Raw genomic sequence first — 20,183 nt, 5'->3', positions numbered from 1 at the left:
GGCCGTCATCGGCCGGTGAGGGGTCCGTTGTCTGCGAGTTCGATCGAGTGATCGTGGCGATAGAGCCGCGCGGGACGATGTCTTCCGCCTGTGCGGAACTGCTCGGTCGCCACTACTTGGCCCGTCGATTCGATCTGCCGACGGAAGTTCGCGGGGTCAAGCGTTCGTTCGAGCACGACCTCATGAACCTCACGCAGCTCTGAGAGCGTGAACGTCTCACCGAGCAGCGCGGCGGCGATGCGCGAGTACTCCATCTTGTTGCGCAGGCGCCACAGCGCGTACTCGACGATCTGTGAGTGGTCGAAAGCGAGTTTGGGCAGCTCATCGGCGAGAAACCAGCGCACGTTGTCGCTTTCGACGCCCGCGCTTGCCACATCGGCGTGCACGAGGGCCCAGTACACGATCGATACGGTCCGGTCATCGGAGCGGTCGGGACGCCCGAACGCGTAGAGCTGCTCAAGGTAGCGGGGGGTCAGCTGCGTCGTCTCGTGCAGGTTGCGGCGAGCGGATGCTGCGAGATCCTCTGTGCTGCCGAGGGGTCCACCCGGCAGCGCCCAGAGGCCCTTGTGGGGCGAGCGTACGCGTCGTACGAGCGGAAGCCAGAGAACCGGATGCTGTGTGTCCGGGTGCGGACGCAGGGCGAAGATGACCGTGGATACGGCGAGATTGATGGACTCCGCCATGGTCACCTCCTGTTAAAGTCAATCTGACTTTTACTCGGGAACCATCTTACTGTCATTCTGACCAGAACGAAAAATGGAGCCGGTCAGCATCCCGTAACAATCGGTGTCGCTGCTATCACGACGGTATTGCGCCGAGTGCGCTCATCATGGAGTCGGTGAGCGGCACATCGCCCGCAGTGAGGTTCGTCTCCATATGTGAGAGGTTCGCGCTTCCGGGAATGAGGAGCGTGTTGGGGGAGTGGCGAAGCAGCCAGGCGAGGCCGACAAGTGCCGGTGACGTGCCGAGCTTGTCGGCGACGGCGCGCACCCGTGGTTCATCTGTCACCTTGGCGTGCTGCGGGAACGCGCTTCCGAGCGGGAAGAACGGTACCCACGCGACATTTTCGGCGCTGCAGAGCTCGAGCATGTCTTCGTGGTCTCGGGCTATGAGGCTGTACCAGTTCTGAACGCACGCGATTCCCACGGGGAGTGCGCGCTGCAGACTGTCGAGGGAAACGCAACTCAGGCCAATGGCGCCGATCTTTCCTTCGTCGCGCAGGTTCGTCATGACCTCGATCTGATCGTCGATATCCACAATCTGATCGCCTTCGACGGTAAGTCCGGGGCCCACGTCGAACCGGCGCAGGTTCACGACGGGAATCTGATCGAGCCCGAGGCTTCGCAGATTGTCTTCGACGCTCGATCGCAGCTGGTCTGGGCGTTGGGCCGTGCGAATCGGGTGCTCGCTGTTGTGGCTGGGGTCTGCTCCGACTTTCGTCACAACCACAACGTTGTCGTCAGGTGTGAGGGCATCGCGGATCATGTCGTTGACCACGCCATCACCGTAGAACTGTGCCGTATCGATGTGGGTCACACCGAGTTCGATGATGCGGCGAAGGAGCGCGACGGCCGCGCGGTGATCGTCTGCCAAACGTTCGAGTTGCATAGCGCCGTAGCCGATTCGTGAGACCGTGTGATTCGCTAACCTGCCGGTGCCGCCGGCGTGGAGCGACGTGGTGTGGCGTGAGGAGAGTGAGTCCGTGTGCATGCGTGGCTTCTTTCGATATGTCATGATGAGAAGCGGAGGCGGCTCCGCTTAATCGAACGGTAGCATTAACGGAGGCGCCTCCACTTAAAGAGATTTTCCAGACGTGCGTTCTGGTGCACAGATAGGGGGAGACGTGGCGAAGCCGTTGCGGGCAGATGCGAAGCGCAACCGAGATAACCTCGTCGCAGTCGCTCGTCGAGCGTTTGCGACGGATGGCAATGCCTCGCTCGAAGGCATTGCTCGCGAGGCTGGTGTGGGAATCGGCACCCTCTATCGGCACTTTGCGACGCGTGAAGCTCTCGTGGAGTCGGTGTATGCAGCGGAACTCGACGAAGTCACGGCGAGTGCAGACGACCTCCTTCAGCGGTTTCCAGCGGAAAAGGCGCTTGAAGCTTGGGTGAGGCGCTATGCCGAATTCGTGATGGCGAAGCGTGGGATCATTGAGACGCTTCGGTCGGGCTGGGCGGCTGGGCGCATTGCGACGCCATCGACGCGGCAGCGTATTACTGCGGCTATTGACACCATTCTGAGTGCTGGAGTACGAGAGGGCACCCTTCGAGGCGATGTTGCTGCAGACGACGTGACGGCACTTCTGCTCGGTGTGTGTTTGGCAACGCCGACGGACGATGATGCGCCTCAACGTTCACGGATGCTTGACCTTGTGATCGGTACTCTTCGAGTTCATGCGTGAGTGCCGACTGCGATGGCAGCGCTAATCGCTCCGGCAATGCCCATTGCCCGGGCAGCGCTGATCGCTCCGGCAATGCCCATTGCCCGGGCAGCGCTGATCGCTCTGGCGGCTTTCGTCGCTCAGGTTTGGGATAGCGTTGACCGCCCGAGCAGTGGCTCTGCTCAGGTTCAGGCCCAGGAACTTCCCTTAGCGCCTCCCCGGTGCGGTCCTGCAAAACTGGCAGGCAGTGCCGCCGACGACATCGTCGGCCAGCCCATGGTCGGCCGGGGATGGCTCGTCAGAACAGGGGTTCTTCGGGTAGCGCCTCCCGCTGATCATCATCTGCTGCGGCCTCGCCGCTCACCGTCGCCTTGTCCTCGGCGCCCGTCTTCAGGAATTGGACGTTGGAGGTGCGTGGCACCTGGTAGGTGATGCCGAGTGGTGAGACCCATTCGATCCGGTCGCCGTCGGTGTGGACCTGCCACATGGTGTGGTGTCGGAGCATGTGGTGCTGTTCGCATCCGGGCTGCAGATTCGACAACTTTGTTTCGCCTCCGTGTTGCCATTGTTCGATGTGATCCAGGTCACAGATCGTGGCAGGCCTGTCGCAGCCGATGCCGGTGCACGTTTCATCGCGCAGTCGCACGGTTCGTTTCAGATCCGCCGGCACCGCATAACTGTCACGCCCCACCGACAGCACCGCCCCGGTCTCCGGGTGCGTCAACAACCGGGTGAAACTCGGTGCCCGTGCCGCCAACTCGCGTGCGATGTCGGGGGCGATGGGGCCGTATCCGTCCAACTGCCCCGGCTCGTTGGAGTGTCCGAGCAACGTCATGACGGGGACGGTGACATGCACGGTCGGACGAATCCCACCCAGACGGTCAGCGCCCACCCCGGACGCACCAACACCGGGTTTAGGCCCGTCGGTGGTGAAGCCTTTCATCAGGGCATCAGTGACAGCATCTGCTTCGATCTGCGCCAGTGTGCGGTCGTCGCCGGCGGTTTTCAATGCCCGCGCCGTCCGCGTGGCCGCATTCACAAGGCTCTGCACCACCTCGACCGGACCATACAAAGACAGGACTGCCATGCCGTCTTGGGTGCCGTAACACTCCACCCGACGCTGCTTCACCGCCTCCGTGCGACGTTCCGTGATCGTCTCCGGAAACAAACCCTCCCGAATCTTGACCGCAGCACGAGCAAACTGCGTCGCCGACTGCACCATTGCTTTCGGCAGTGCTTCCGCTTCGAACGCGGCCGCCTCACCAGCATCGAGACTGACGGCTTGACGCAGCATCGCGTCGACATGCTGCCGCGTAATCTCACCAGCCTCTAAAGCGCCGAATGTTGACGAGAGCTTCTCGCACAGCAACTCGGCATCGTTGAGCAGGCCTTGCGCGTGACCCTTCGTGACACCGATCGCCGCACCGATCTCCTGCGCCAAAGAAGACCGCACCCACCCCTCAGCCTCCGCGTCAAGATCCGCCTGCGTTGCCCCATCCCGCATCGGAATGAACACGCCCGGGTGTGCCAAAGCGTCCTGCAGCATCCCGTAGATGCCGCGCATGCGCGACGCTTCCGCCGCCGAGATCGCACGAGAATCAGCAACAACACCATCCAACTGCTCACGCAACGCGCTCGCTACAGCATCCGCTCCAGAGGGCTGCGGCGACTGATCCGAGCCGGTCGTCTCTGGTTCGGATTCCGCATGTGCCGACTCGTCAGGCTCGGATTCTTCGAATCGAGGATCGCCCCATGGCTGCTCGTTCGAATCTGTCGGCGGCGGTCGATATAACTCATCTCTCCCATCCGCCGGACCCCAATTGCCCGGGTCCGGAGGGGAATCTCTGAACTCATCCATGCACCAATTCCACCACGAACCACCGACATTTATTCGAGAAAGACTATGAATGTGGATAACTTGGCTCGAACGTGTGTTCTCTTCGATCCTGTGGAGAAGTGACGAGCGAAGGGGTGCCCGCGATAACCGGGCAGAGACCCCGACAGAGTCTCCATCGAGTTTCGTCGCGCAGCAAGATAAGCTGTGCGTGCAACCGAATACTGGGCCGCACGCACGATGCGGGAGAGCTCGATACGTCGAGCACCGAAGGAGCAAGCCTCCCCGCCAATCTCTCAGGTCTCATACCGCATCGATCTGGCCACTCTGAAAAGCGGAGCGACTGCTCCCGCCCACGGTGAAAGTCGCTCAGCAGCGGCGAAGCTCTCAGGCTCATGACAGAGGGGGAGTTCCCATACCTTCGCACGCTGTGCAGACAGCGACATTGGAGAACTCGTGCCCGACAACGATCAGTCACCCACACTCGCGGATGCCCCGCGTCACAGCCCCTTGTACGACGTGCATTCGGCTCTCGGCGCCACGTTCACCGACTTCGCCGGCTGGCAGATGCCGGTGCGCTACTCGAGTGATCTGGCCGAGCACAAAGCCGTACGCGAGGCGGCTGGAATCTTCGACATCTCGCACATGGCCGAATTCACGGTCACCGGCGCTGAGGCCGGCGACTTTCTCGATTACGCACTGGCCGGGCGGCTCTCTGCCCTGAAAGTGGGCCGCGCAAAGTATTCGTTGCTTCTCACTGAGCACGGCGGCGTCATCGATGACGTCATCGTTTACCGGCTCAATGATGCCGAGTACCTGATCATTTCAAATGCAGGCAACAGGGATGCTGTCAGCACAACGCTCTCAACGCGTACCTCCGGCTTCGATGCCGCCGTCGCCGACGTGAGCGACAACTACGCTCTCATCGCCGTGCAAGGCCCGCGTGCCGAAGAGATCCTCGCCGCGACCGCAGACATCACAGACCTCGGCGTGCCGTGGCACGAACAGAAGTATTTCGCCTGGGCCAACGCGTCGTTCCGGGGGTCGCCGCTGCTGCTCGCGCGCACCGGTTACACCGGCGAAGACGGGTTTGAGCTGCTCGTTGCCGCAGACGCGGCCGCCGACCTGTGGAACGCCGTTTCCGAAGCCGGCGAGTCGCACGGTCTCGTCCCAGCAGGACTCGCGGCCCGCGATTCGCTGCGCCTCGAAGCAGGCATGCCCCTGTACGGTCACGAACTGTCGCGCGACACCAAGCCGGCGCAGGCGGGTCTCGGTCGCGTCGTGGTGACGGCGAAAGACGCATTCGTCGGCAAAGACGCCGTCACGCCTGACGACGACGCGCGCGTGCTGGTCGGCCTGGTCTCAGAAGGGCGTCGTGCAGGCCGCGCGGGATACACCGTGCTTGCCGGCGACTCCGAAGTCGGCGCTGTGACCAGCGGCATCCTTTCGCCCACCCTCGGACACCCGATTGCCATGGCCTTTGTCGACCGGGCACAGGCCGAGCCGGGCACAGCACTCGACATCGAAGTGCGCGGCAAGCGCATTCCCGCCACCGTAACCACCCTGCCTTTCTACTCACGGAAGAAGTGAACGTCATGACCGACACCAGCGCACTGTCCTATACCGAAGATCACGAGTGGCTCCGCATCGAGGGATCCTCTGTCACCGTCGGCATCACCGACTATGCCGCGGAGCAGCTCGGCGACGTCGTGTTCGTTGAGCTGCCCGACGTCGGCGACGAGGTCGAGGCAGGCACGGTCGTGGGCGAAATCGAGTCGACGAAGTCCGTCGGCGAGCTCTTCGCACCCGCGACCGGAACCGTCACCGCCATCAACGATGCCGTGGTTGACGACCCGTCGCTCGTCAACTCCAGCCCGTTCGATCAGGGATGGATGCTGACGATCGACGTTCCCGAACTGCCCGAGGGCCTGCTCGACGCCGACGCATACGCGAAGCTGGTGAGCGAGTGACCGGCCCCGTCGGCGACGTCTTCGCCGACCGCCACATCGGCATCGACGAGTCTGCGCGGCAGCAGATGCTGTCGACGCTCGGGTTCGAGAGCATGGACGATCTCGTCAGCTCGGCGATACCCCCGGGCATCCGTGTCGACGAGAGCCTCGAAAGCCTGATTCCGGATGCTGCGTCAGAACGCGAGGCTCTCGCGGAGCTGCGCGCCCTCGCAAACAAGAACACGGTGCGCACGAGCCTCATCGGCCAGGGATACTACGACACTGTTACGCCAGCCGTCATCACGCGCAACGTGCTCGAGAACCCGTCGTGGTACACCGCGTATACGCCGTATCAGCCCGAGATCTCGCAGGGCCGGCTCGAAGCACTCATCAACTTTCAGACCATGGTCACCGACCTCACCGGTCTCGACACGGCAAATGCCTCGATGCTCGACGAGGGCACGGCAGTGGTCGAAGGGATGCTGCTGGCGCGACGCGCGTCGAAATCGACGTCGAACGTCTTCGTCGCGGACGCCGACGCATTTCCGCAGACACTCGCGCTGCTCAAAGCGCGTGCCACGGCTGTCGGCATCGAACTTGTCGTCGCCGATCTGCGCGGGGGAGTAGAGCTGCCGGAGCACTTCGGCGTCTTCGTGCAGTACCCGGGCGCGTCCGGTGAGATCTGGAACCCGGCGGCCACGATCGAGGCGACGCACGCGCAGAAGGGCATCGCCGTCGTTGCCGCAGACCTTCTCGCGCTTGCGCTCATCACATCGCCCGGAGAATTCGGTGCTGACGTCGCGGTCGGCACCACGCAGCGTTTCGGCGTGCCTACGGGATTCGGCGGTCCGCACGCGGGCTACATGGCAGTGCGCAGTGGTCTCGAGCGGCAGCTTCCCGGCCGTCTCGTCGGCGTGAGCAAAGACGCCGACGGTCAGCCGGCATACCGCTTGAGCCTGCAGACGCGCGAGCAGCACATTCGTCGTGAGAAGGCGACGTCGAACATCTGCACTGCTCAGGTGCTGCTCGCCGTGATGGCGTCGATGTACGCCGTCTACCACGGCCCAAACGGGATTCTCGGCATCGCTCACGCCGTGCACGAGAAAACAGCGCTGGTGCTGGGAGCGCTTCGGGAACACGGTGTGCGCGTGGCGAACGAGCACTTCTTCGACACGCTCACTGTCGCCGTGCAGAACGCGGATGCCGTACGAGCGCGCGCTGCAGAGCAGGGACTTCTGCTTCACACGGTCAACGACGAGACGGTGCGCCTTAGCCTCGACGAAGTGACTGCACAGCACGATGACATCGTTGCGCGCCTGGTCGAGGTGTTTTCTGCCGAACAGGGTGAACCGCTCCCGCGTCTCGATGACGGACGGCATATGCTCGGCACGAGCAGCGACGGCCAGACGGTGAGCGCCGGAAGCCCGGTGCGCATCCCTCGCGAACTGCGTCGCCGCAGCGCATTCCTCACCCATCCGGTCTTCAACATCCACCACTCCGAGACCGCGATGATGCGCTACCTCAAGCGCCTCGCCGACCGGGACTACGCACTCGACCGCGGCATGATTCCACTCGGAAGCTGCACGATGAAGCTCAACGCGGCGACCGAGATGGAGGCCATCACGTGGCCCGAGTTCGCCGGTCTGCATCCGTTCGCTCCGGCCGCGGATGCCGCGGGCTCGCTCGAGCTCATCGGGCAGCTCGAGGCCTGGCTCGCCGACGTCACCGGCTACGACACGGTGTCGCTGCAGCCGAACGCCGGCAGCCAGGGCGAGCTCGCCGGTCTGCTCGCGATCGCGGGATACCACCGTGCGAACGGTGATGATCAGCGCACGGTGTGCCTCATTCCATCGAGCGCACACGGTACCAATGCAGCATCCGCCGTACTCGCGGGCATGAAGGTCGTCGTCGTCGCGTGCGATGACAACGGCAACGTCGATCTCACCGATCTGCGCGCCAAGATCGAGACGCATGCGTATCAGCTTGCCGCGCTCATGATCACGTATCCGTCGACGCACGGCGTGTACGAGCACGACGTCGTACGCATCACCGAGGCCGTGCATGACGCGGGCGGCCAGGTGTACATCGACGGCGCCAACCTCAATGCGCTGCTCGGGTACGCCCGGTTCGGCGATTTCGGCGGAGACGTCTCGCACCTCAACCTGCACAAGACGTTCTGCATTCCGCACGGAGGAGGCGGCCCCGGCGTCGGTCCGGTCGCGGCGAAGGCACACCTGGCACCGTACCTGCCGGGGCACCCGATGGCGCAGACGAACGACCACTCGGGCTACACGCACGATGGCGGACCGGTGTCTGCGGCGCCGTACGGCAGCCCCAGCATCCTTCCGATCACGTGGGCGTACATTCGCATGATGGGCGCCGAGGGGCTCGCGCGAGCCACGCGCGCCGCGGTGCTGAGCGCCAACTACATCGCGCGTCGCCTCCGTGACCATTTCCCGGTGCTGTACACCGGCGACAACGGCCTCATCGCGCACGAGTGCATTCTCGATCTGCGCCCGCTTACCAAGCAGACCGGCATCACCGTTGACGACGTCGCTAAACGGCTCATCGACTACGGCTTCCACGCTCCGACGATGTCATTCCCTGTGCCGGGAACACTCATGGTTGAACCGACCGAGAGCGAAGACCTCGCAGAGCTCGACCGGTTCATCGAGGCCATGATCGGCATCAAGGCAGAGGCGGATGCTGTCGGGGCAGGTGAGTTTCCAGCCGACGACAACGTGCTTGTCGGCGCCCCGCACACGGCCGAATCCATCGCGACGGCCGACTGGCAGCATCCGTACTCGCGTGAGCAGGCTGTGTACCCCGTGCACTCGCTTGTGCGTGGCAAGTACTGGCCGCCGGTGCGTCGCATCGATCAAGCGTACGGCGACCGCAACCTCGTGTGTGCGTGCCCGCCGATCGAGGCATTCGAGTAGGCGAGCAGTCACCGCAACTGCTTGATTTGCTCTGATTCTCCCCAGGCGCGGTCAGCGGTGAGCACGCTCTCGTGCAGTCTTTCGGCGAGAGCAAGGCACAGCCGGTCCGCGAGCGAAAGGCCCGAGCCGCGTATCCAGTGCTGGGCAGCGATCTCTGCGTCTGACATGCTCACGGATTCGACGCGAAGCCCGTAGCTCATCAGCAGGCTCCGAGCGAGCGCCCAGTCGGCGCCGCGCGAACGCACCTTCTGAGCCACTTCAGACCAGTTCGCCGCACCGACGACGCCACCATCGAATGCCGCGAGTGCCTGGTCGGCGCCGGTCTCACCCTGGAGGAAGGCCAAGACGGCGGACGAATCGAGAACGGTCATGACTCGTCTTCGTCGCGCGATGTCGCACGCCGCTCCGTCAGCAGCTCGTCGACGAGGCTCGTGCCGGCAAGCTGCTCGCGGATCATCTTGGTTGCCTGCTCGCGCGTGGCGAGGATGACGCCGTCATCGGCTTCGATCACGAGGAGCGGCGTGCCTTGATCCCACCGTTGCCTGCGGCGCAACTCTGCGGGCATAACGAGGCGACCTCGATCCCCCATTGACGTCGTGAATGTGGCATCCATTGAATAAGAATACCATCGCGACACAGCTAGTGGTACTTCGTTGTGCGCTGTGGGAGCGTTATGACAGAGGATGCTGGTGTCGAAGCAGTGCTTCGACACCAGCATCCTCTGTTTCGCCCTGAGCCGCCTCAGGGCGCTGGTGCTCCTAGTGCTCCACGGCCTTTTCTGCACCGTGACCCGTGAGTGAACGCACCTCCATCTCGGCCGCGATACGCGGGTCTTCCGGGGTCTTCGACGTGATCGTGCCCAGCCAGCCCAGCGCGAACCCGAGCGGAATCGAGATGATTCCGGGGTTCTGCAACGGGAAGATGGCGAAGTTGACGTCAGAGAACACCGAGGTGTCGGTGCCGGAGAACACCGGTGAGAGCACGATCAGCAGCAGGGCTGCGCCGAGTCCGCCGTACATGCTCCAGAGCGCCCCTCGCGTGTTGAACCTCTTCCAGAACAGCGAGTAGAGAATCGTCGGCAGGTTCGCGCTCGCCGCGATGGCGAAGGCAAGTGCGACCAGGAACGCAATGTTCTGCCCCTGCACGCCGATGCCACCGATGATCGAGAGGATGCCGATCACGATGACCGTGATGCGGGCGACGCGCACCTCCTTTCCCTGCGACGCCTGCCCGCGCTTGACGACATTCGTGTAGATGTCGTGCGCGAACGACGTCGCCGCCGTAATCGTGAGGCCGGCGACGACCGCGAGGATCGTCGCAAACGCGACAGCGGCGATGATGCCGAGCAGCCACGCACCGCCGAGCTCGAAGGCCAGCATCGGCGCGGCCGAGTTGACTCCACCGGGGGCGGCAAGGATGCGGTCAGCGCCCACGAGCGTGACGGCGCCGTACCCGAGCACCAGCGTGAACAGGTAGAAGAGCCCGATGAGCCAGATCGCCCAGACAACGCTTCGACGAGCCTCCTTTGCGGTCGGAACGGTGTAGAAGCGCATGAGCACGTGGGGGAGTCCCGCCGTTCCCAGCACGAGGGCGAGGGCGAGCGAGACGAAATCGAGCTTCGACGTTTCGCTGGCGCCGTACTTCATGCCCGGTTCGAGAATCTCCGGCCCGGCAACAGCTGCGGCGTTTCCGAGCAGCTCCGAGAGGTTGAAGCCGTTGAGCGCAAGAACCCAGACGGTCATGACCGCGGCTCCCGTGATCAGAAGTGCGCCCTTGATGATCTGCACCCACGTGGTTCCCTTCATGCCTCCGATGAGCACGTAGAGGATCATGAGCGTCCCGACTACGGCGATGACGATCGACTGCCCGATCTCTTCGTGGATACCGAGCAAAAGCGAGACGAGCCCTCCGGCTCCCGCCATCTGCGCGAGCAGGTAGAACAGGCACACCGCGAGAGTCGACAGCGCTGCGGCCATGCGAACGGGACGCTGCTTGAGGCGGAAGCTCAGGACATCCGCCATTGTGAACTTGCCGGTGTTGCGCAGCAGCTCGGCGACGAGCAGCAGAGCGACGAGCCACGCGACGAGAAACCCGATGGAGTACAGGAACCCGTCGTATCCGTTCACGGCAATGGCGCCGCAGATTCCGAGGAACGACGCGGCCGACAGGTAGTCACCCGCGATTGCCGTTCCGTTCTGGCCCCCGGAGAATGATCGTCCGCCGGCGTAGTAGTCGGCCGCCGTTTTGTTGTTGCGGCTCGCACGCAGCACGACAATGAGCGTGATGGCGACGAACGCGGCGAAGATGCCGATGTTCAGCAGCGGTTCGCCGATGGTTTCCGTTGCGGCGGCCGCGACGACATGGTCGCTCATGAACGCGCCTCCTCTCGCGCCTGCGGATCCTGATTCTCGAGGTCGCTCCTGATGCTCGTTGCCAATGGGTCGAGCTTTCGATTCGCGTAGCTGACGTACCACATGGTGATGCCGAACGTGGTGACGAACTGCGCGAGTCCGAGGATGACGCCGACGTTGATGTTGCCGATCACGGGCGTCGACATGAAGTCGTGCGCGTAGTCAGCGAGCAGTACGTAGGCGAAATACCAGACGAGAAACGCGACGGCGAGCGGAAAGGCGAAGCTGCGATGCCTTTTGCGCAGTTCGCCGAATTCCTCCGACGCCTGAACGGCCGGGTAATCGATCGCAGTCTGCGTGTCGCGGGGCGGGTCGGTTGCTGGAACCACGATCCTCCTTGATCATGTGCACCCGGCTATCGGGCGGCACAACGATGTGTCGTGTGGGGAGACTACCGAACCCCAGCAGTGAGGCGAAAGAGCGTTTTCGAAACTACGCGGTGCCGAAGATGCCCGGGAGGAGCGCAACCGCGATCGGGTACCCGACGAACGAGACGATGTCGAGCAGAAGATGCGCGACAACAAGCGGCGCAACTCGTCCGAAGCGTGTGTACATCCAGCCGAAAACGACGCCCATGGCGACGTTTCCGATAAACGGACCGAAGCCCTGGTAGAGGTGGTAGCTGCCCCGCAGCACGGCCGCAGCTCCGATGATCACCCAGCGATTCCACGCGAGTTCGCGCAAACGCGTGAACAGATACCCGACGACGATGATCTCCTCGACGAGTGCCGCGCGCAAAGCCGAGAGCACGAGTACGGGAATGCTCCACCAGTAATCGCCGAGCCCCGATGCTTGAACAGCCACCGTGATTCCCAGCATGCGCCCGACGGCATATAGCGCGATTCCGGGAACGCCGATGATGGCGAACAGGGCGAAACCCCAGCCGAGATCCCGTGCCGGACGGCTCAGATCGAGACCGACGCGAGAGAACGCCGAAACTCCGGGGCGCCACAGCAGGTAGAGCGCGAGCGCGACCGGGGCGAGGCCGAGAGCGATGCCGACGAGCTGGTATGTGAGGTCAACCCACTCATCGGTGCTCTGCGACGTATTGAGCGCCGCTGACTGGTCTGCGAGTGCCGCTTCCGCTGCCACGCGACGAATGATTGTGAGGATCGAGTAGACGGCGGATGCTCCGACAGAAAGCGCGAGGACGATCCCGATCTCCCACCACAGCCGAGCGCGTTCGGGGCGAGAGCGTTCGATGCCGGCAGATGTCATTCTGGAGATTCCGTCCAGGGTCGAGGGATGGCGCCAGTGTAGCGTTTCGTCAGGGGAGGTCGAATGCGAGTCAGGCGAATATTCGCCGTGGCGGCAGCCGCGCTCATCGCGGTTTCCACCCTGGCGGGGTGCACGTCGCCGCAGCCGGACCCGGAGTCCGACGTCACGATCGGGACCGCCGAGCGATTCAGTTCATATAACACCATGACGCCGACCGGTGCCGCGAGCGGAAACGGCAACGTCACGGCAATGACTCTGTCGAATTTCACGTCATACGACGCGAACCTCGACGTCGTCGAGGACACCTCGTTCGGCACTGTCGAGAAGATCTCAGACGAGCCTCTCGTCGTGCGGTACACGATCAGCGACGACGCAACGTGGTCTGACGGCACGCCCGTCGATGCCGCTGATCTGCTTCTCGACTGGGCCGCGAACTCGCGAGCTCTCGATTCAGAAGGCGTCGACGTTCAGGAGTACCGAAGTGCGCTCGACGACGACCCCGCTGCCGCGCTTCCCGATGGCACGGTCTTCTTCGACTCCGGGGCGCGGCCCGACATGGGACTGGGCCTCGCACGTGATGTTCCGCAACTGGGCGACGACGGCCGTTCGATGACGGTCACGTATTCGCAGCCGATCACCGGCTGGAAGATCGCGCTGCCCCCGCCGCTGCCGGCGCACGTCGTTGCGAAGAAGGCGCTGGGCGAAGACGATGCCGAGTCCGCGAAAGAGGCGGTTGTTCAGGCGATCACGTCGGGAGACGACAAAGCCCTCAGCAGCATCGCTTCGTTCTGGAACACGGGGTTCTCACTCAAGAACGTCGACGACCCGAGTGCGGTCATGCTCTCAAGCGGTCCCTACATGGTCGATGACATCGACCCCGACTCCGGCATCACGCTCACGGCGAACCCCGAGTACCGCGGAGACCATTCGCCCGCGATCCGGCGCGTGCAGCTCGACTATCACGAGTCGCCGTCCCAAGCCGTCGATGCACTCGCGGCCGGCGATGTCGACGTGATCTCGCCACAGGCGACGCCAGAGGTGACCGAGGCGCTCTCGAGCGTCGAAGGCGCGAGCGTGCTGACGGGTTTCGTCGCGAGCTTTGAGCACATCGATCTGCAATTCGACGGCTCATCGAGCGCTGTCTTCGACGATCCCCGTGTGCGTGAGGCGTTTCTCAAGACCATTCCGCGGCAGAAGATCGTCGACGAACTCGTCACACCGATCGCCGGGGCAGACGCGCAGGTTCGCAATTCGTTCGTCTTCACACCGGGCATGGCCGGCTACGACAACGCAGATGACGCAGCATCCGCCTTCGCTGACGTTGATATTGAGGGAGCAAAGCGGCTGCTCGATCAGGCAAAGACCGAGTCGCCAGAGGTCTGCATTCTCTATGCTGCGAACAACCCTCGCCGGGTGACGGAGTTCTCTCTCATCGCCGAGTCGGCGAAGAAGGCCGGGTTCGCGGTGACCGATTGCGGAACGCAGAACTGGCGCGAGCTTCTCGGCGTGCCGGGCAAGTACGATGCAGCGCTGTTCGCGTGGGAGTCGACGAGCACGAGCATCGCGGATTCAGCGAGCCGGTACGTCACCGACGGTCGCAACAACCTCAACGGGTACGCGAGCAGCGCGATCGACGATGCGTACCGGCAACTCGCGACACTTGAGGATGCCGAGAAGAAGACCGAACTTCTCACGCGCGTCGACGAGACGCTCTGGTCCGATTTCTACGGAATGCCGCTGTATCAGTTTCCGTCGATCACGGCTTTCAACCCGGATGCTGTCACGGGCGTCGACCCGATCGTGCTCGCGCCGACTCTGTACTGGAACGTCTGGAAATGGCACGCGCCATGACGAACGCCACCCGTAACTGGTCGCTTGCTGAGCAGCAGTCGTGAATCAATGGCGGAAATCCCGAACGAAGCGGGACTGATCGAAGCATCTTCACGGCGACGCCTCAGCCCGCACTATTCGTGCATTTCAAACAAAATTCTTTCAAATACGTGGATGGGGGGTAACATTCCCGTCGGTGCGCGTTGTGCGCACGTGTCTGTTGCGCCTAGTGTCGTGCTATTACTTTGCGGCAGTGCGGCCCTTTGCGCTGCAGCATTCACCTTGCACAGGAGGAACAGTGAGAAATACGACGTCGCGGATGCGGCGCCTGCTCACCGCTACAGCGGTGGCCAGCGTTGCGGCTCTCGCGCTTGCTGGCTGCTCAAATGGCGGCGGCAGCGAAGGTGGTGGATCGAGCGACGACGCTGCGATCATCACCACGAACGGAAACGAGCCCCAGAATCCGCTCATCCCTACAAACACCAACGAGGTCGGTGGTGGCAAGATTCTTGACGCCATCTTCGCCGGGCTGATCTACTACGACGCCGAAGGCGCCGTGCACAACGAGGTCGCCAAGTCGATCGAGACCGAAGACAGCATCGTGTGGGACATCAAGCTCAACGAGGGCTGGAAGTTCACCAACGGTGAAGAGGTCACGGCCAAGTCCTTCGTCGACGCATGGAACTACGGCGCGCTTCTCAGCAACGAGCAGCTGTCGTCGTACTTCTTCGAAGACATCGAGGGCTTCAGTTGGGACGAAGACAGCGAGCTGACCGGTCTCGAGATCATCGACGACTACCACTTCACGGTGACGCTCAAGCACGCGGCTTCTGACTTCGGTCAGCGCCTCGGCTACTCGGCGTTCTACCCGCTTCCCTCGGTCGCCTTCGAAGACATGGACGCGTTCGGTGAGAACCCGATCGGCAATGGTATGTACAAGCTCGCGGGTGAGAACGCGTGGGAGCACGACGTCAAGATCGACCTCGTCAAGAACGAGGACTACAAGGGCGAGCGTGAGGCACAGAACGGTGGTCTGACGATCAAGTTCTACGCCAACCAGGATGCTGCCTACGCAGACCTGCTCTCGGATCAGCTCGACGTGCTCGACCAGATCCCCGACTCGGCGTTCGCCTCGTACGAGAGCGACCTGGGCGACCGCGCCGTCAACCAGCCGTCAGCGCTGTTCCAGTCGTTCACGATCGGGCAGTTCCTCGAGCACTTCGACGGCGAAGAGGGCCAGCTGCGTCGACAGGCGCTGTCGATGGCCATCAACCGTGACGAGATCACCGACGTGATCTTCCAGGGAACCCGCACGCCGGCCAGCGACTTCACGTCGCCGGTCATCGACGGCTGGAGCGATGACCTTGAGGGCTCTGAGGTTCTCGAGTTCAACGAAGAGAAGGCCAAGGATCTCTGGGCACAGGCCGACGAGATCAGCCCGTGGGAGGGTACCTTCTCCATCGCATACAACTCCGATGGAGGCCACCAGGCGTGGGTTGACGCTGTGTGCAACAGCATCTCGAACGTTCTGGGCATCAAGGCCGAGGGCAAGGCGTACCCCACGTTCGCTGAGCTGCGCACTGACGTGACGGAGCGCACGATCGACGGCGCCGCACGCAGCGGCTGGCAGGCTGACTACCCGGGTCTGTACAACTTCCTGGGGCCGCTGTACGCCACGGGCGCAGGCTCGAACGACGGTGACTACTCCAGCGAGGAATTCGACTCGCTGATCCAGGAGGGCATCAGCACGACCGATCCCGAGGTCGCCAACCAGAAGTTCCAGGAGGCACAGGAAGTGCTTCTGAAGGACCTTCCGGCGATCCCGCTCTGGTACCAGAACGTGGTCGGCGGGTACTCGACACTTGTCGACAACGTCGAGTTCGGCTGGAACTCCGTTCCGCTTTACTACCAGATCACCAAGCAGGCATAACGAGCCTGGCGTAGCGTGGGGTGGTGCAGTTCTGCTGCACCACCCCACCTGCGAGCCGCCCGACAACCCCCTCGAAACGGCAGTACACCTATGAGCCCACGACGAACGGCAGGGTGAGCGCCACATGCTCAGATACATCCTGCTTCGACTTCTGCAGGCCGTTCCCGTCTTCTTCGGCACGACCTTCCTCATCTACTTCATGGTCTTCGCCATGCCGGGAGATCCACTCCTGGCCCTGTTCGGCGAGAAGACCCCCAACCCGGCGGTTCTTGAAGCGCTGAGAGCCCAGTACAACCTCGACAAGCCCTTCATCGTGCAGTATCTGCTGTACATCGGCGATATCTTCCAGGGCAACCTCGGCATCAGCTACTCGGGTCGAGAGGTCTCGGCGATTCTCGTCAAGACGTTCCCCGTCACTCTCAAGCTCGCCGTCATGGCGGTCGCGCTCGAGCTGATTCTGTCGATCACGATCGGACTGTTCAGCGGCATCCGCAAGGGCAAATTCTTCGACAACGCGATGCTCGTCGTCAGCCTCGTGCTCATGTCGCTCCCGATCTTCGTCATTGCGTTTCTCGCGCAGTTCTTCGTCGCGATCCAGTGGGGCTTGGCGAGTCCGACCGTTGGCGGCAACACCGCGTGGTGGAACATGCTTCTTCCCGCGATCGTGCTTGCGCTGAGTCTCTATGCCACGAGTATGCGTCTCATGCGCGGATCGACAGTCGAGACGCTCGGCAACGACTTCGTGCGCACCGCGTACTCCAAAGGCCTGAGTCGCAGACGCGTCATTCCCGTGCACGTGCTGCGCAACTCCCTGATTCCCGTCGTCACCAACTCTGCGACGAACTTCGGAATCCTCATTGTGGGTGCGACCGTCACCGAGGGAATCTTCAACGTTCCCGGCGTCGGAAATACCCTCTTCCAGGCGATTGTTCGAGGGGAGCGCCCGACCGTCGTGTCGTTCGTCACCGTTCTGGTGATCTTCTACGTCTTCCTCAACATTCTCGTAGACCTGCTCTACGCCGTGCTCGACCCCAGGATTCGCTATGTCTAAGCAGATACCTCACTATGTCGCACCCGTCGACAAGACCCCCGTCGTCGAGGTCGACTCCGTCAAGCTCGGAGAGAAGCCGGGCAGCATGTGGCGCGACGCCTGGCGGTCCATTCGTCGGCGCCCGCTGTTCTACATCTCCGCTGTTATCGCTCTCGTCTTCATCGCGATGGCGCTCTTCCCGACCTGGTTCACGCACGTGTCGCCGACCCAGGGCTGCACCCTTGCCAACAGCAACGCGGGACCGCAGGGCGATCACATCCTCGGGTTCACCCGCCAGGGCTGCGACATCTGGGCACGCATCGTCTGGGGGGCTCAGACATCGCTCGCCGTCGGAATCATCTCGACGCTGCTCGGAAGCTTTCTCGGCGTGCTCTTCGGCATCTTCGCGGGATTCTACGGAGGCTGGACCGACTCGGTGCTCTCGCGCATCGGCGACATCTTCTTCTCAATCCCGTACATCCTTGCCGCTGTCGTTGTGATGTCGGTCTTCTCCGACTACCGCAACGTGTGGACGATCTCCCTGGCAATCGGTGGATTCGCCTGGGCCTCCGTCGCCCGCATTCTGCGGTCCGAGGTGCTCCGCGTGAAGAACCAGGACTACGTCATGGCAGCGATCGCTCTCGGGCGCTCGCGCTTCACGACCATGATGTCGCACGTTCTGCCCAACTCGCTCATGCCCGTCATCGTGGTCACGACGTTGAACCTCGGGCTTGCCATGGTGGGTGAAGCGACGCTGTCGTTCCTCGGTGTCGGAATGGACTCCTCTGTCATGTCGTGGGGCAACGACATCAGCGATGCCCAAACCACGCTGCGAACGGCGCCCATGGCACTCATCTATCCCTCGATCGCACTGACGGTCGCCGTACTGGCATTCATCATGCTCGGCGAAGTGCTGCGCGACGCCCTCGACCCGAAAGCGAGGACGCGATGAACGCCTCAGAACCACTGCTGAGCATCAGAGACCTCACCATCGGGTTCTCGACGCAGAACGGCTTCGCCGAAGCGCTGCACGGCGTCTCCTTCGACGTGATGCCCGGCGAGACCGTCGCCATCGTCGGCGAGTCGGGCTCGGGCAAGTCCACGACCGCTCACGGAATCATCAACCTGTTGCCCGAGAACGGAAAAATCACGGGCGGCGAGGTGATGTTCGAGGGGCGTGATCTCGCGAAGCTCTCGTCGCGAGAGATCGAGTCCGTTCGAGGGCGCGAGATCGGCTTTGTTCCGCAAGACCCGATGTCAAACCTCAACCCCGTGTGGTCGGTCGGCTTCCAGGTAAAGGAGGCGATCCGTGCAAACGGCGTCGCGACATCGAAGCGCGACGTTGAGAAGCACGCGGTCGATGTGCTGAAACAGGCCGGTCTTGACGACGCCGAGCGGCGCCTCAAGCAGTTTCCTCACCAGTTCTCGGGGGGAATGCGTCAGCGTGTGCTCATCGGGATCGGCCTCTCGGCCAGCCCGAAGCTCCTGATCGCCGACGAGCCGACATCGGCCCTCGACGTGACCGTGCAGCGCGTGATCCTCGACAACCTCGCTGAGCTCACGATGCTCAACAACACCGCTGTTCTCTTCATCACTCACGATCTCGGGCTTGCGGCGGAGCGCGCCGAGAAGCTCATCGTGATGTACAAGGGAAACATCGTCGAAGCGGGCGACAGCAGGGAGATTCTGCAGAACCCGCAGCATCCGTACACCCAGCGTCTCGTCGCCGCCGCTCCGAGTCTTGCCTCGCAGCGCATTCAGGCGGCCGTCGAGCACAAGCCGGTCGAAGACCTCGGCGGGGAGTTCGACCTCGCTCAGGCTGCAGAAGAGCGGGCCGAAGAGATCGAAGACATCGCCGACACGACGACGCCGGTCATCGAAGTGTCGAACCTCACGAAGGTGTTCAAGATCAGACGGGGAAATTTCCGGTCTGAGAACTTCACGGCCGTCAACGACGTGAGCTTCTCCGTCGCGAAGGGCACCACGACAGCGCTCGTGGGGGAGTCGGGTTCCGGTAAATCGACGATCGCGAAAATGGCACTCGGGCTCGAGACCATCACGAGCGGCAGCATCGCGATCGACGGGGACAACCTGGCGGCGATGTCGCGTTCGGGTCTCATGACTCTGCGGCGGCGAATGCAGCCGGTCTTCCAGGACCCGTATGGGTCGCTCGACCCAATGCGCAACATTGCCGACATCATCGGGGAGCCGTTGCGCATTCACAAGGTTGGCTCGGCAGCAGACCGCGGCAAGCGTGTGCGTGAGCTGCTTGACCAGGTTGCTCTGCCGCAGCAGCTCATCAACCGCTACCCGAATGAGCTTTCCGGCGGGCAGCGCCAGCGCATCGCGATCGCACGTGCTCTCGCGCTCAAACCCGACATCGTCGTGCTCGATGAGGCTGTTTCTGCGCTCGACGTGCTCGTGCAGGCGCAGATTCTGCAGCTGCTGGCCGAGCTACAGTCGGAGCTGGGCCTGACGTACCTGTTCATCACTCATGACCTCGCTGTCGTCCGCGTCATCGCTGACAACGTCGTGGTGATGCAGAAGGGGGAGATCGTCGAGACCGGATCCACTGACGAGGTATTCGGCAATCCGCGCGAGAGCTACACCCGCAACCTGCTCGACGCGATTCCCGGAGCCAACATTCCGCTCGGAGCCTGAC

The 20,183-nt window shown here is 62.9% G+C and carries 17 protein-coding genes and 2 riboswitches; of the genes, 9 read left to right on the top strand and 8 right to left on the bottom strand.

From position 1 onward, the window contains the following. Window positions 1-5: 5 nt before the first annotated feature. Both ATJ78_RS13250 and ATJ78_RS13245 read right to left on the bottom strand, forming a co-directional pair. Window positions 6-683 carry an NUDIX hydrolase gene (locus tag ATJ78_RS13250; protein ID WP_098408677.1) on the bottom strand — a complete coding sequence of 226 codons (678 nt, stop codon included), beginning with the start codon at window positions 681-683 and terminating at the stop codon, window positions 6-8. A gap of 115 nt (window positions 684-798) precedes the next feature. Continuing rightward, complete coding sequence (locus tag ATJ78_RS13245) at window positions 799-1,710, bottom strand: aldo/keto reductase (RefSeq protein ID WP_098408676.1); 912 nt, start codon at window positions 1,708-1,710, stop codon at window positions 799-801. Between the two features lie 133 nt (window positions 1,711-1,843). On the opposite strand from ATJ78_RS13245, the gene ATJ78_RS13240 reads away from it, so the two are divergent. Continuing rightward, window positions 1,844-2,401 (top strand): TetR/AcrR family transcriptional regulator, encoded by a 558-nt coding sequence (locus ATJ78_RS13240; RefSeq protein WP_211288468.1) that lies wholly within the window; start codon window positions 1,844-1,846, stop codon window positions 2,399-2,401. A 277-nt stretch (window positions 2,402-2,678) separates the two neighbouring features. On the opposite strand, the gene ATJ78_RS13235 is transcribed toward ATJ78_RS13240, so the two are convergent. Beyond that, complete coding sequence (locus tag ATJ78_RS13235) at window positions 2,679-4,238, bottom strand: HNH endonuclease signature motif containing protein (protein ID WP_098408674.1); 1,560 nt, start codon at window positions 4,236-4,238, stop codon at window positions 2,679-2,681. Window positions 4,239-4,447: 209 nt separating this feature from the next. Further along, a riboswitch (glycine riboswitch) is annotated at window positions 4,448-4,535 on the top strand. Then, window positions 4,536-4,626, top strand: a riboswitch (glycine riboswitch). It abuts the riboswitch before it with no gap. 44 nt (window positions 4,627-4,670) lie between these two features. Here ATJ78_RS13235 and gcvT point away from each other — a divergent pair. The 3 genes from gcvT to gcvP are packed head-to-tail and all read left to right on the top strand — an operon-like array spanning window position 4,671 to window position 9,102. Then, complete coding sequence (gene gcvT, locus ATJ78_RS13230) at window positions 4,671-5,804, top strand: glycine cleavage system aminomethyltransferase GcvT (RefSeq protein ID WP_098408673.1); 1,134 nt, start codon at window positions 4,671-4,673, stop codon at window positions 5,802-5,804. Between the two features lie 5 nt (window positions 5,805-5,809). Continuing rightward, window positions 5,810-6,184, top strand: coding sequence for a glycine cleavage system protein GcvH (gcvH, locus tag ATJ78_RS13225; protein ID WP_098409383.1), 375 nt, complete (start codon window positions 5,810-5,812; stop codon window positions 6,182-6,184). After that, window positions 6,103-9,102, top strand: coding sequence for an aminomethyl-transferring glycine dehydrogenase (gene gcvP, locus ATJ78_RS13220; protein WP_098408672.1), 3,000 nt, complete (start codon window positions 6,103-6,105; stop codon window positions 9,100-9,102). Before gcvH ends, gcvP begins: the two co-directional genes overlap by 82 nt. A gap of 8 nt (window positions 9,103-9,110) precedes the next feature. Here gcvP and ATJ78_RS13215 read toward each other — a convergent pair whose 3' ends face one another. The 5 genes from ATJ78_RS13215 to ATJ78_RS13195 all read right to left on the bottom strand — a co-directional run bounded on the left by ATJ78_RS13215 (window position 9,111) and on the right by ATJ78_RS13195 (window position 12,731). Next, window positions 9,111-9,473, bottom strand: a complete 363-nt coding sequence (locus tag ATJ78_RS13215) for a type II toxin-antitoxin system VapC family toxin (RefSeq protein ID WP_098408671.1) — start codon at window positions 9,471-9,473, stop codon at window positions 9,111-9,113. Continuing rightward, window positions 9,470-9,715, bottom strand: a complete 246-nt coding sequence (locus tag ATJ78_RS13210) for an AbrB/MazE/SpoVT family DNA-binding domain-containing protein (RefSeq protein WP_098408670.1) — start codon at window positions 9,713-9,715, stop codon at window positions 9,470-9,472. The genes ATJ78_RS13215 and ATJ78_RS13210 overlap by 4 nt, the downstream gene beginning before the upstream one ends. Before the next feature lie 145 nt (window positions 9,716-9,860). After that, the gene (locus ATJ78_RS13205) at window positions 9,861-11,474 is read right to left on the bottom strand and encodes a monocarboxylic acid transporter (protein ID WP_098408669.1); all 1,614 of its coding nucleotides are present in this window, start codon (window positions 11,472-11,474) and stop codon (window positions 9,861-9,863) included. Then, the gene (locus ATJ78_RS13200; RefSeq protein WP_434061514.1) at window positions 11,471-11,800 is read right to left on the bottom strand and encodes a DUF485 domain-containing protein; all 330 of its coding nucleotides are present in this window, start codon (window positions 11,798-11,800) and stop codon (window positions 11,471-11,473) included. The genes ATJ78_RS13205 and ATJ78_RS13200 overlap by 4 nt, the downstream gene beginning before the upstream one ends. Before the next feature lie 145 nt (window positions 11,801-11,945). Continuing rightward, a complete protein-coding gene (locus ATJ78_RS13195) occupies window positions 11,946-12,731 on the bottom strand; it encodes a CPBP family intramembrane glutamic endopeptidase (RefSeq protein ID WP_098408667.1) in 786 nt (261 codons plus the stop codon). Window positions 12,732-12,794: 63 nt separating this feature from the next. Between ATJ78_RS13195 and ATJ78_RS13190 the strand changes: the two genes are divergently transcribed. The 5 genes from ATJ78_RS13190 (at window position 12,795) to ATJ78_RS13170 (ending at window position 20,182) form a co-directional block, all read left to right on the top strand. After that, window positions 12,795-14,582, top strand: a complete 1,788-nt coding sequence (locus ATJ78_RS13190) for an ABC transporter family substrate-binding protein (RefSeq protein WP_098408666.1) — start codon at window positions 12,795-12,797, stop codon at window positions 14,580-14,582. A 298-nt stretch (window positions 14,583-14,880) separates the two neighbouring features. Beyond that, window positions 14,881-16,491: a peptide ABC transporter substrate-binding protein gene (locus ATJ78_RS13185; RefSeq protein ID WP_098408665.1), complete on the top strand. Its 1,611-nt coding sequence runs from the start codon at window positions 14,881-14,883 to the stop codon at window positions 16,489-16,491. Window positions 16,492-16,615: 124 nt separating this feature from the next. Next, window positions 16,616-17,542 (top strand): ABC transporter permease, encoded by a 927-nt coding sequence (locus ATJ78_RS13180; protein WP_098408664.1) that lies wholly within the window; start codon window positions 16,616-16,618, stop codon window positions 17,540-17,542. Next, entirely contained in the window at window positions 17,535-18,473 is a 939-nt protein-coding gene (locus ATJ78_RS13175; protein ID WP_098408663.1) for an ABC transporter permease, read from the top strand. Before ATJ78_RS13180 ends, ATJ78_RS13175 begins: the two co-directional genes overlap by 8 nt. After that, a complete protein-coding gene (locus ATJ78_RS13170; protein WP_098408662.1) occupies window positions 18,470-20,182 on the top strand; it encodes a dipeptide ABC transporter ATP-binding protein in 1,713 nt (570 codons plus the stop codon). The genes ATJ78_RS13175 and ATJ78_RS13170 overlap by 4 nt, the downstream gene beginning before the upstream one ends. The last annotated feature ends 1 nt before the right edge of the window (window position 20,183 follow it).

This window comes from Paramicrobacterium agarici, from assembly GCF_002563955.1.
GTDB lineage: Bacteria > Actinomycetota > Actinomycetes > Actinomycetales > Microbacteriaceae > Paramicrobacterium > Paramicrobacterium agarici.
This window is presented reverse-complemented; position numbering and strand designations above follow the sequence as displayed.